The organism is Convivina intestini (assembly GCF_003096575.1).
Lineage (GTDB): Bacteria > Bacillota > Bacilli > Lactobacillales > Lactobacillaceae > Convivina > Convivina intestini.
In genome coordinates this window covers 137,026-150,197 of record NZ_QEKT01000002.1, presented here as the reverse complement: position 1 = coordinate 150,197, position 13,172 = coordinate 137,026, and the positions used below count along the sequence as shown (strand labels likewise).

Below are 13,172 nucleotides of genomic sequence, written 5' to 3'. Positions count from 1 at the left end.
GTGAAATTAAACGATGAAATTAAGTCAGCTACAAGATCAAATTAAACAGGATAGTTTAGCTAGTTTATACCTAGTAGAAGGGCAAGAGGGGGCTTTGTTGGATCAAGCTCGCCGCTTGTTTATGCAAACTATTCCGGCTGACCAGCGGGACTTGAATTACAGTCACTATGATTTGGCAGAGGACCTAGTAGATGGTTTACTAGATGATCTAGCTTCCTTGCCGTTTTTAGGGGAACGTCGGTTGATTATGGTTGATAATCCGCTTTTTTTATCACCCAAAGTCAAACTGCCAAGTGCCGCTGAAAAGCAGTTTTTGGCTTTAATTCAAAATCCAATCCCTGGTAATATTTTGGTGCTAATGGTTAACGATTTAAAATTAGACCAGCGTAAAAAAGTCACTAAAACAGTAGCTACTCAATCTGAAAAAATTAGTTTACCGCTAGTACCAGAAGGGCAAATTCGTAGCATTGTTACGCAACGTTTAAATGCGCAAGGGTACGGCATTGATGATGAGGCTTTAAAGGAACTGATGTTACGAACCAATGCCTCTTACACAGATATTATGGCTCAGTTGGATAAATTAAAGGCTTATGCTAAGGATTCCCGCCAAATTGATTTAACAGCCATCCAAGGCTTGGTGCCTAAAAGTATTCATGCCCATGTTTTTGATTTAACCGATGCAGTCATGCGGGGCAAGGTAGCTGAGTCCCTTCACTTATACCAGGAACTGTTTTTAAACGGGGAGGCTCCTTTAAAAATTAATGCCCTTTTGCTAAACCAGTTTCGCCTTTTACTCCAAGTAGCAGGACTGACGGGCGATCAGGCTAGTAAAGCCCGGCTGTTAAATGTTCATCCCTATCGGATTAAATTAGCGCAGGCTTCTTTAAGTAAGTATCGGCCCAGTCAATTACGGACGGGGTATTTAGCCCTCCAATCAATCGAAATTGCTTTAAAAAGTTCACAGGCTGATCCGGCCCTACTTTTTGAAGAATTTATTTTAAAACAGAACCAGCAATAAAAGTCCTAGTAGGAGATGACATGCCTAAGATAACGAAAATTGCTACTCAAAAGCGGGTTGGCCGTTATAACGTTGAAATCGATGGTCGCTTTGCCTTTGGTTTGATGGAAAGTACCTTGGTTAAGTATGGTTTGGTTAAAAATCGAGAGCTGACGTCAGAATTGATTGCGGCCATTAAACATGATGACCAGGTGGCGCGAGCATTAAAAATGGCTTTGGATTATTTGGGGCCGACCATTCGGACGGTTCATCAGGTTAAAGAGCGTTTGCTCAATAAAGAGATTGATGCTGATATTGTGGCAGAAGTAATTGAACAACTCCTAGCTCAGCAATATTTAGACGATGCTGATTATGTGCAACATTTCATTGCCACTAAAAAAATCATTAACCCCAAGGGTCCTTTGATAGTAGCGCAAGAATTAAAACGAGCCGGCGTAGCTGAAAATCTAATTCAAGAGGGGCTTGTAGCTTATTCAATCAGTGACCAAATTGAAATTGCTACTAAAATTATTGATAATGCCCAACGTAGTTATCAGCGGGAATCAAGTTACGGTCGTAAACAAAAACTGATTAAATTACTCATGACCAAGGGCTTTGCTTATGAAATTGCCCAGCAAGTTTTGGCCAATCATGATTGGCAGGTTGATACTGAACAAGAGAAGTTAAACATTAGTCGTCAAGTAGAAAAATTAACCCATCGTTATCGAAACGAAACGCCATCGGCCCGCAACTATCGAATTAAGCAACAATTATATGCCAAAGGTTATCAAGGAGATCTGATTGACTGGGCGCTCAGTGACCAAGTTGATGACTAGTGACGATTTTTAAACTATGATATAATTGAAATGGAATTTTTTTCGGGAAAGTTGGATTAGCATGGTTGTTGATAAACCAAGTCGCGGTCCCCGCGAAGGCGATGTCATCACGATCAAAAGCTATAAACATGACGGCTCCCTGCATCGTACTTGGCGCGATACGATGGTATTAAAGACTAGCGAAAATGCGATTATTGGCCTAAATGATCACACCTTAGTTACTGAAGATAATGGTCGCCGTTGGGTGACGCGCGAACCAGCAATAGTATATTTCCATAAGAAATATTGGTTTAATATTATTGCTATGATTCGTGATAATGGAGTGTCGTATTACTGTAATTTGGCTTCTCCCTATGTGTTAGATAAGGAAGCCTTGAAGTATATTGATTACGACTTAGATATTAAGGTTTTCCCTAGCGGTGAAAAGCATTTATTAGATGCCGATGAATATGCCACCCATAGTCAGAAGTGGCATTACCCGCCTGAAATTGATCGAATCCTAAAAGATCATGTCAAAATTTTGGTGGATTGGATTAACGAAGGTAAAGGACCATTTTCGCAAGGTTATATCGACGTTTGGTATGCCCGTTACCAATATTTGATGCAGCAGCGGTTAAATGATCGTCGTTGACAAAAACACGCTTTGGCGTGTTTTTTTATTACAGATTTAGTGAGGATGATATGGCAGTAACAATCTTAATGGGATCAGGACGGCGTGATTTTCGCCAGGCAATGTTACAGGATGTGCAGAAAAAATTAACGCAAAGTCCGAATTTAACCGTCTATTATTTAGTACCTAACCACATTAAATTTGCCAGTGAAGTCGATGTGCTTGAGCGTTTTGCTCGCCTGAATCGGGTAGCCAAGGGCCAAGTCTATGCGCAAAGTCGGTTACAAGTTTATTCCTTAACTCGTTTAGCTTGGCATTTGTTACAACAATCTAGCAAAATTCAACCCAATATCATGCAAGAAGCCGGCCTATATATGGTGGTCGCTGATATTTTAAAGCAAAAGGCTAGCCAGTTACCGGTCTTTGCTCGAATGCAGGCTAAACGAGGCTTTATTGAAGCCTTAGTGGCGCAATTAGTGGAATTACGTAGTAGCCAAGTCCAAGCCAAAGAGTTATTAACCGTTTTGGATAACCTAGATCAGGCTAATCCTGACTTAGCTGGTTTGAAAGTTAATTTTAGTCAAAAATTACGGGATCTCGCCCTAGTCGCTGATGAATTTGATGCCGTTTTAGATCAAAATTGGCTTACTAAGGCCGAAACCTTAAACTTTTTTGCCGAGGAATTGCCTAATTTAACTTTAACTAACAGCGTCTTTTACTTTGATAGCTTTAATGGCTTTACCGGGCCAGAATGGGCGGTATTACAGCAATTATTAAAGCGAGCAGATATAACTTTTGCCCTATTAGGAGAGTCTGATGCTATCCAGTCGCCCATGGATGGGGCCGTTTTCCAAAAGCCCTTACAAAGTGCACAGATTTTATTAGGTTTAGCGCAACAGGCTGGTATTCCAACTGAAATTAAACCAGTTACCGTCCAGCGTTCTTTATCCCAAGATATGCAAGAACTGCTGAAAGCCTGGGAAGCTTTAGGACAGTATCAGTCCATAGAGCAAGCAGATTCGTTAGAACAGGTTCAATTTTTTAAAGCCGAAAATGTAGTGACCGAGTTAAACGAAGTGGCCCGTAGGATTCGGCAATCTTTGCTCAAAAATCCGGATCTGCATTTACGTGATATTTTAATCGTTGCCCGAGATTTGGGTCCTTATACTAATCATATTCCAGCTGTGATGCAGGCATTTGAGCTACCTTATTTTTTGGATAATGATGTTAAAATGCTTAATCATCCCTTAGTTGAGCTGATTACCAATTTGCTAAGGCCCAAGAACCAACGCTTTTATTATCAAAATTTGTTAGCTCTCTTAAAGACAGGATTTTTGCGGCCTATCCAAAATGGCCATTTACTAGATGACCAGCAGTATTTTGAAATTGTGGCTTATTTGGACAACTATGTGACGGCCCATCAACCAAGCGCTAAAATTTGGCATGCCTATGACCGGCCCTTTGTCTTATTTGAAAGTCAAGATGATCAACTATCACCTGTAGATCAAAAAATTAATCAACGGATGAATATTTTGCGCCGTTTTATTGGGGATGCCTTAGATAAATTCGAACAGGGCTTAGACCAAGCTCAGACTTTACAAGAGGCCGCAACTTTTCTAGTTAACTGGTTATATGATCAACAGGTTGACCAGGCGATTTTGCAAGTTCGTGACCAATTAGTGGGCCAAGGCGACCTTTTAAAGGGCCAGCAGGTTGAAGAAGTGTGGCAAATGTTTACCCAAACTTTAGATCAAATGGTTCAAGTCGCCGGACAACAGGCCTATCAATTGGATGATTTTCGGGAAGCACTTTTGGCCGGTTTTTCGGGGGCGCGTTTTGCCGGAATTCCTAACCAATTGGATCAGTTAACCATTTCTGAAGCTGGAATTGTACAAAGCCAACAGTATCAAGCACTCTATTTTATTGGCGGTAGTCGGCAGAATTTACCGGCTCAAGTCAAAAACCAGGCCTTAATCAATGATGCCGAACGGCTTTTAGTGCAACCAGTTTTAAGTCAGCAGGAGCAACCACGTTACCTGCAAGATACGGCTCAACAGCAAATGGCGAGTGAAAATTTACTGTTTTATGGGGCCTTAATGGCTAGCCAAACGGCAGTGACCTTTTCGTATCCAATTTTGGATGAAAGTGGTCAATTGACTGAATGTTCACCCTACTACCAACGTTTAATTAATCATTTTGCTGCACCGGTTCCTCTGGTTAAAGCCCACGCGGTAAATGGTAGTACCTTATTAAAAAATTATGTTGGTTCAGCCCGAGCAACCTTATCGCAGTTGGCTCAATTACCGGCCAGTCAACAGGACAGTAGTGCCTTTCGGGCCCTGTACGGGTTATTAAAAAAACAGCCCAACCTTCCTAATTTAGACCGTGTGTTAAGTGCTAGCCAGTATCAAAATCGAGTAGCGCCCTTACAGACTGATTTAGCCCAAGCCCTCTTTAAACAACCTTTAGCAGTTTCGATTTCCCAATTAGAAGCCTATTATCGTGATCCCTTTGAATATTTTTTGCGTTATGGACTCCGTCTACAAGAACGGCCTAGTCATGACTTAGATGTGGCGCAAACTGGTACTTTGTATCATGCGATTTTAGAAATGGTGGTGAGTCACCTGATTGGACAAAAGGCTAGTCTGAAGGAGGTTGATTTAGCTACTATTCAAAACCTAGTGGCTGAAGCGCTCAATTTGCAGTTGGCCCAGCCAACCTTTGAATTTTTGCAAGAAGCTGATCAAGGGCAGGCGATTGGACAATACATTGCCAAGGTTTCTGAGCAATTATTGGGCCAGTTAAAACAAGCGGCTGCGTATAATCAAAGCCGACCGGCTGCCGTGGAAACCCTTTTTGGTTTTCCTAAGGGACCTTTGCAAGGCTTGAGCTTGGTTGACCAAGGACAGCAAATTACAGTTCGGGGAAAGATTGACCGTTTTGACCTTCAAGATCCACAAGGCCAATTTGGTACGATTATTGATTATAAATCTAGCAATAAAAAATTTGAGTGGGGGCAGGCCTTTGACGGTTTGCAAATGCAATTGTTAACCTATTGGCAGGCGGCTCAAAATAATGCGCAGGCTTTAAATGTCAGCCAAATTGGTGGAGCTTTCTTTGCTCAAATCGCCCCTAGTAAAACCAAATTAACTGATTTTAAGGGCGATCTGGTAGCTATGTTGGCCGGAGAATTGCCTAGTCCTGATTTTAAATATCATGGTTTAATACTTTCAGATGAAACTTATCTGGATAATTTAGAAGTATTAGCGCCAGGCGAGCAGGCCGCCTATTATCAATTAAAAAAGCGTAAAGATGATCAACTAGCTGCTACTAGTGAAACGGTGTCAGCGGCTGAATTGGACTTACTGTTGGCACGTAATCAGGAAAATATTTTACGGGCTGGCCATCAAATTCAGGCCGGTGATTTTCCAATTTTACCGGTTGAAGGTTCCTTGGCCTATTCACCATATCAAGATATTGTGCGCTTCGATCGGATTTTAGGGGACCGTTATCGTCCGATTAGTCCGAACAAAAAAGCTGATATTTTAAAACGCCTGCAAGGAGAAGAGGATGCCTAGACAATTTACTGCTAACCAGCAACGAGCCATTGAATCAAGTGGTCATAATATTCTAGTGGCCGCTTCGGCCGGTTCGGGTAAGACCACCGTTCTAATTGAACGAATTTTGCAAAAAATTCTAAAAGGGCAAAGTGTCGACCAGTTCCTGATTGTCACCTTTACCAACGCGGCTGCAGCCGAAATGAAGGAGCGTTTGGAAAAGGCACTACAGGGACAACTAGTTCAAGCCCAAGGAGAACTGCGTCAACATCTACAGCGACAGTTAATGCTCTTACCAGTGGCTAATATTGCCACCATTGATGCCTTTGCTCTGAAATTAATTGAAAATTATTACTACAAAATTGGCTTGGATCCCTGTTTTCGTTTATTGTCAGATACAGCTGAACGGCAAATGTTACGCCAGGATGTTGTTGATGGAGTGTTTAGCGATTATTATGATCCTAAACATCCCCAATATGCTGATTTTATGGCACTGGTGGATAATTTTGCCAATCCAAACTATGATAATCCGCTCAAGGACCAAATTTTATGCTTAGCTGAATTTGCTCAAGCCCGTCCGGATGGGCTTGATTGGCTTAAAGAACAGGCTCAAAAAGCCAATGGGCCAGCTGATCAAGATTTATTGACCAGTCAGCCCCTTGGCCAGCATGTCCAGCAATTATTTTTAGATGAAGTCCACAATGGACAGGCCTTGTTAAAACCCCTATTATCCCAAGTTAGCGGGATTGAAGAACTGCAGAAAACAGCACAAGGTTTAAGTGAATTATTCAGTTATTTAGCCGCCATTGAAACGGGCCTAACTGGCCAATGGGACCAGTTGCAGCGTTTGGTGACTGATCCACCACAAATTAAACTAGATACCAATCGTTCCAAAAAAATCAAAGAGGCACCAGAATTAAGTCAGTTAGTCCAAGTTGCGACGCAAGTTAAAAATGATTTAATGGGTGCCCAAGCTAATTTAACCAAATTAAGTCAGACTTATTTTAGTCTAAATGCTCAGCAATGGCAGTTAGTTAACCAAAAGGGGCAGGATTTATTGCAAACCTTGGTGATGGTAACCCAGGACTTTATTCAGGCTTTTACGGCCCGTAAACGGCAGGATAATTTGTTGGATTTTGCTGATTTAGAAGTTTTGGCGTTAGAAATTTTAGATCAAGAGGATAGCCGGACCCTGATTGCCAGCCAATTTTCAGAAATCTTAATTGACGAATATCAAGATATTAACCAGCTCCAAGAAAGTCTGTTACAATCGCTATCAAATGGCCATAATCTTTATATGGTCGGGGATGTTAAGCAAAGTATTTATGGTTTTCGTCAGGCTGATCCACAACTGTTTAGTGCTAAATACCATGATTTTGAATTATCTGATAGTGATGAAAGAATTGAACTGGCTGATAATTTCCGGTCCCAGCAAAATGTGACTGAGGTGACCAATTTAATTTTCACGCAATTAATGGATCAAAATTTGGGAGATATTGCCTATCAAGATGCTGCTCGTTTAGTGCCTCGAGCCGATTACCCCAGCACGGTGGGGCCGGTTTTTGAATTGGACATTATTCAAAAAGGGGCGGGAAACCAGGCCGTTGGTACCAGAGATTCTGAAGAATTAGGAGATTGGCAAAAGCGGCAGGGACAGTACGCCCATTTGATTCAAAAAATTATTGATCTACAACAAAGTGGCCAAGTATATGACCCAAGTTTGCCCGATGGTGGCGGAATGCGCCCCGTCCGTTATAGTGATATTGCGATTTTAACCCGTTCCAAAGGGGGCTATGTTGATTTAGTTCGCATGTTTCATGAAGCCGGGTTACCGGTGCAAGCCGATGGCGTCGGTGATTACTTCCAGACGATGGAAGTTTACATTATGTTAGACACCTTACGGGTGATTGATAATCCGCATCAAGATATTCCCCTAGTAGCGATGTTGCGATCCCCGATGTTTGGTTTGGATGAAAACGATTTAGCAACCATTCGACTGCAAGATCGTGAGCATGACTTCTGGACGGCTTTTCAAGCAGCAGCCCGTCAAAATGAAAATTGGGACAAGATTTTAACGCAAATTCAGCGCTGGCAGGGACTAGCCCGTCAAAATGATTTGGTTGGCTTGTTACTGGCAATTTATGAAGATACTGGCTGGTTGGATTATATGGCCGGGATGGCCGGCGGCCCCCAACGACAGGCCAATTTACATGCCCTTTATCAGTACGCTGCTCAGTATCAGGAAAATCAACATGCTGGCTTATTCCGCTTTGTTCGCTACGTGGAAGAGTTACAAAAAAATGGGGGTCAATTGGGCGAAGTGGCGCAGGAATCAGAAGAAGAGGCTGTTCAATTGATGACGATTCATGCTTCCAAAGGATTAGAATTTCCGATTGTTTTCTTACCAGAATTAGAAAAAGATTTTAATACGAAGGATTTAAGTGGGGGCTTGTTAATTCAAAAATCGGCTGGGATTGGCTTAGATTATTTACAACCCCAAGCTCAAGTAGTGCTGCCAACCTTGCAAAAACTGTGGGTTAAAGAAGCTTTAAAAAAGCAAAGTTGGTCAGAAGAAATGCGCCTCTTTTATGTGGCCTTGACGCGGGCTAAACAGCAACTATATCTCTTGGCGACCGTTGAGGTTAATGAAGACGGACTTAGTCAGCACGTCCAAGGCTTATGGCAGGCTGCTCGGTCTAGTCGAACACCATTTTTACCAGAAAGTTTACGTTTGCGGGCTAGCAGCTATTTTGATTGGTTAAATCTGACGCTAGCTCGGACTGATAATCCAGTCTTACTAGACTGGCTGGGAGAGGTGGATGTCGCTGGTAATTTGGGACCACAAACGCCTAAAAATACCCAGATAGCGGTGGCTTTAATACCCGAAAATCAAATTAAAGCACCGCAGCAAACGAGGCGTGATTCAACTGAAGCGGTTACTGATCGTAATAATCAATATGATGCTACTGACTTTCAAGCGGCCCAGACGCTCATTGATTATCAGTATCCCAATCAATTAGCGACGCAGACGCCGGCCTACCAATCTGTTTCGGAAATTAAACGGCTCTTTGAAGATCCAGATCAGATGAATATGGTTAGTTTGAACCTGGATGAAAATGGTAAACTAAGTGACCGTAAGGTCTTGTTAAATCAAGAATTAGCCCGGCCAGACTTTATGACTAACGGCAGTCAGCGCCCTTCTAGTAGTGCAGTTGGTACTGCAACCCATCTCTTACTGCAACTCCTAGACTTTCAACATCTCTACACAGAAGCCGAATTGGTACAGTTGCGTGATGAATTGGTAGCCCAAGATCGCTTGCTAGGGCAGGTGGCTGATTTAATTAATCTAAATGATATTTTGGCCTTTTTGAATTCATCTTTGGGACAAGCGATTGCCCATCATCAAGATACTCTACGGCGGGAGGCCACTTTTGCCATGATCATGCCCGCCAATCAAATTTACCAAGACTTAACCGACAGTAGTTCGGTACTAATTCATGGAATTATTGATGGCTATTTTCTGGATGAAAGTCAAAAAACAATTACTTTATTTGATTATAAAACAGACTATGTCCGACCGGGTAGTCATGAAAAAGAAGATTTGGCCAAGCTCAAGAATCGCTACCGGGGTCAATTAAATTTGTACCGTCAAGCGCTGGTTCAGGAATATCCAACCTATCGGATAGGCGCTACTTGGTTGGTGGCTTTGAGTGTCGGTGAAAGTTTGGCAATGGATTAGGAGAGGTAGATGACTGATTTTAAAAAGGCTCCGGTGACGATAATCATCGTCGTTATGACAACTTTAGTTTTTTTAGTTGAAATATTGTTAAGTCATGGTCAGCCCGATAATATTTTCTTTTTAGTTAAATTTGGTGCAAAATACGGACCATACATTACTCAAGAACATCAATATTGGCGGTTATTGAGTCCTTTGTTTATCCATCTTTCTTGGTCCCATTTAATTCTAAATATGTTGACCCTCTGGTTTTTAGGAATGATGATTGAACCCCTGTTTGGCTCAATTCGCTTTGGACTTATCTACTTGATTGGTGGACTGGGTGGTAATTTACTATCTTACTGGTGGGCACCTCAAACAATTAGTGCAGGAGCTTCATCGGCTGTTTTTAGTCTTTTGGGAGCTTTCTTAGTCTACATTGCCTATCAAGGTCGGCATAATTCGTCTTTAAAGGCTCAAGGACAAACATTTTTAGTCTTTGTGGTGTTAAATTTGGTCGGTGATTTATTCACCCCATCAATTGACCTTTGGGGCCATTTAGGTGGCCTAGTAACCGGCATGATTTTAGCAATAGGGATGTCCTATCAGCGGCGAATACAATAAGATAAGTGGAGAAAAAACGTGCAAAATTTTTATGATGTATTAAAATATCTGAAGCGCTTTGGCGTTTACATCCATGTTGGTAAACGTTTGTGGGACATTGAAATGGCGGCTTTAGAAGTCGATAACCTCTATAAAGCCGGAGTGTTACCCGAAAAAGAATATGCCCAGATGAAGTTAGTACTAGCCCGGGAACATCGTTTAGAAGAGCGAAATGATGATTGAGCAAGGCTAACTTGATTTATTGAAAACGTTTGCACAAAGGGTCTGTTTTTTGCTAAAATAGGCTTGTAAAATTTTTTAGGAGGAATTGTGTCAGGGCATTACAAAGCTGACACAGCAGAACTATGGCTAAAGATAAATTAATTGGTGTTGACCTAGGTGGAACAACCATTAAATTTGCAATTTTGACTGATGAGGGTGAAGTTCAACAAAAGTGGTCAATTCAGACTAACGTTTTGGACGGTGGTAAGTATATTGTGCCCGATATTATCGAGTCTATTAACCACCATTTGGATATTTACCAACTTGATCGTGATCGGGTCATTGGCATTGGTTTGGGAACGCCAGGAACGGTTAATATCGCTGAAGGAACAGTCAAGGGTGCTTATAACTTGAACTGGGCGACTGAACAGCCTGTTAAAGAAGCCATTGAAGCGGGGACCGGTTTCTCACTAAAAATCGATAACGATGCCAACGTAGCCGCTCTAGGTGAAGCCTGGAAGGGTGCTGGAAACAACGATGATGATGTTTCCTTTATTACCTTAGGAACTGGTGTTGGTGGTGGTTTGGTTGCCAACGGCCAATTAATCCATGGTGCCGGTGGTGCTGGTGGAGAAGTTGGGCACATTATCGTTGAGCCAAACGGATACCTATGTACCTGTGGTAACCGCGGTTGCTTGGAGCAATACGCTTCGGCAACTGGGGTGGTTCACTTGGCCCAAGACTTTGCGGAACAATACGTAGGACAGTCTCGTTTGAAGCAAATGATTGATAACGGCGATGAAGTTACTTCTAAAATTATCTTTGATTTGGCTAAAGATGGTGATTTCTTAGCCAACGAAACAGTCAACAAGGTGGCTTACTACCTTGGTTATGCTAGTGCTATGATTGCCAACACTTTGAACCCATCGGCCATTGTTATTGGTGGTGGGGTAGCCGCTGCTGGTGAATTCCTACGTGAGCGGGTTGAAAAAGATTGGAAGCCATTTGCCTTTCCAACTGTTCGGACTTCAACACGGATTAAGTTGGCTGAGTTGGGTAATGATGCCGGTGTTATTGGCGCAGCATCCTTAGCTCGTTAATTTGTAACTATTAAGTTTAAAGCAGCCCTAGCTATTTGGGCTGTTTTTTTATTGTCACCAAAACAGATAAGAAATTCTTGTGGTAAAATTAAAATATGTGTATTTTTGAGATGATTTTCCTGGAGGTGATTACGTGGAATGGAAAAGTTTCTTACTCCCTTACACCCAAACTGTATCGGAGTTAAAAGTTAAGTTACGTTATCTACGGGATCAATATCTGGCAGCTGGAAAAGATTCCCCGATTGAATTTGTAACGGGCCGGGTGAAAACCCAGGCTTCAATTGAAGAAAAGATTGTTCGTCGTCACTTAGACGAAAGTCGGTTAGCTTTAGATTTGCAAGATATTGCTGGTCTAAGGATTATGACTAAATACATTGAAGATATTTACACGGTTGTTGAATTATTACGCAGCCGAACTGATTTTCAAATTTTAGAAGAACGTGATTATGTGATGAACGCTAAGCCTTCGGGTTATCGTTCATATCATATTGTGATTGAATATCCAGTGCAGCTGTATTCTGGAGAAAAAAAGGTCTTGGCCGAAATTCAAGTGCGAACAATGGCCATGAACTTTTGGGCGACAATCGAACATGATTTACGCTATAAGCATGGACAGTTGAGTCCTGATATGGCTGAGAAATTAACGCAGATATCGGATAATGCTTTCACTTTGGAACAGGAGTTATCCGATATTCGAAGTACTGGTCATTAGACTGGAAATCGGTTGAAATAAATGAAGATTGCGATTTATCATAATGATTTAACAAAGTCACAGGGGATTGTTAATCATCTTAAGCAGGCAATTGCCGAGCGGGGCTTGATTTTAGATAATCAAAATCCCGATGTGGTTATCTCAGTTGGTGGGGATGGGACCCTATTAGGTGCCTTTCACCACTATATTGATTTACCGCAAGAAGTGCGCTTTGTTGGTTTACATACTGGTCATTTGGGTTTTTATACGGATTGGCTGGGGAGCGAAGTACCTGAATTAGTTGACAGCTTAGTCCACGATAGTGGTCAAAAAGTTGCCTATCCAATTTTACAAATGCAAACACAGCACCAAGATGGATCAATTAAAACCTATTTGGCCCTCAATGAAGCCACGGTTAAGCAGCCGGTAGGGACTTTGGTAGCTGACATTTGTTTGGGATCGCAGACCTTTGAACTCTTTCGAGGCGATGGGGTGGCTGTGTCTACGCCAACTGGATCAACGGCCTACAATAAGGCTAATGGCGGTGCGGTTTTACATCCTGATTTGGCGGCCATCCAAATGTCTGAAATTGCCTCAATCAACAATCGGGTCTTTCGAACTTTAGGATCGCCCTTGATTGTGCCACGGGGGCAAACTATTCGGGTAAAACCTCGTTCGAATCGTTTTTTAATTACTTGCGACCAACTCGAAATTGTCGCTAAAAATGTCGTTTCCGTTGAATTTCAAGTGGCCGATAAGCAGGTATACTTTGCCAGCTATCGTCACTTGGATTTTTGGAAACGCGTGCAAAATGCATTTATCCGAGGCAACTAGTTTAGTG

The 13,172-nt window shown here is 42.0% G+C and carries 10 protein-coding genes; all 10 read left to right on the top strand.

Annotated features, from left to right (window positions below):
• Positions 1-13 precede the first annotated feature (13 nt).
• Positions 14-1,018, top strand: a complete 1,005-nt coding sequence (holA, locus tag C7384_RS02785; RefSeq protein WP_089938191.1) for a DNA polymerase III subunit delta — start codon at positions 14-16, stop codon at positions 1,016-1,018.
• 20 nt (positions 1,019-1,038) lie between these two features.
• Positions 1,039-1,833 carry a RecX family transcriptional regulator gene (locus tag C7384_RS02780; RefSeq protein WP_089938193.1) on the top strand — a complete coding sequence of 265 codons (795 nt, stop codon included), beginning with the start codon at positions 1,039-1,041 and terminating at the stop codon, positions 1,831-1,833.
• Between the two features lie 61 nt (positions 1,834-1,894).
• Positions 1,895-2,464 carry a nucleoside tri-diphosphate phosphatase gene (ntdP, locus tag C7384_RS02775; protein WP_089938195.1) on the top strand — a complete coding sequence of 190 codons (570 nt, stop codon included), beginning with the start codon at positions 1,895-1,897 and terminating at the stop codon, positions 2,462-2,464.
• 50 nt (positions 2,465-2,514) lie between these two features.
• A complete protein-coding gene (locus C7384_RS02770) occupies positions 2,515-6,021 on the top strand; it encodes a PD-(D/E)XK nuclease family protein (RefSeq protein ID WP_089938197.1) in 3,507 nt (1,168 codons plus the stop codon).
• On the top strand, positions 6,014-9,739 hold the full coding sequence (gene addA / locus C7384_RS02765) for a helicase-exonuclease AddAB subunit AddA (RefSeq protein WP_089938199.1): 3,726 nt from the start codon (positions 6,014-6,016) through the stop codon (positions 9,737-9,739). The genes C7384_RS02770 and addA overlap by 8 nt, the downstream gene beginning before the upstream one ends.
• Positions 9,740-9,748: 9 nt before the next feature.
• Positions 9,749-10,339, top strand: a complete 591-nt coding sequence (locus C7384_RS02760) for a rhomboid family intramembrane serine protease (RefSeq protein WP_089938201.1) — start codon at positions 9,749-9,751, stop codon at positions 10,337-10,339.
• Between the two features lie 18 nt (positions 10,340-10,357).
• The gene (locus C7384_RS02755; RefSeq protein WP_089938203.1) at positions 10,358-10,561 is read left to right on the top strand and encodes a YqgQ family protein; all 204 of its coding nucleotides are present in this window, start codon (positions 10,358-10,360) and stop codon (positions 10,559-10,561) included.
• A gap of 122 nt (positions 10,562-10,683) precedes the next feature.
• Complete coding sequence (locus C7384_RS02750) at positions 10,684-11,640, top strand: ROK family glucokinase (protein WP_089938205.1); 957 nt, start codon at positions 10,684-10,686, stop codon at positions 11,638-11,640.
• Positions 11,641-11,773: 133 nt separating this feature from the next.
• Positions 11,774-12,352 (top strand): GTP pyrophosphokinase, encoded by a 579-nt coding sequence (locus C7384_RS02745; RefSeq protein ID WP_089938207.1) that lies wholly within the window; start codon positions 11,774-11,776, stop codon positions 12,350-12,352.
• A 21-nt stretch (positions 12,353-12,373) separates the two neighbouring features.
• Entirely contained in the window at positions 12,374-13,165 is a 792-nt protein-coding gene (locus tag C7384_RS02740) for an NAD kinase (protein WP_089938209.1), read from the top strand.
• The last annotated feature ends 7 nt before the right edge of the window (positions 13,166-13,172 follow it).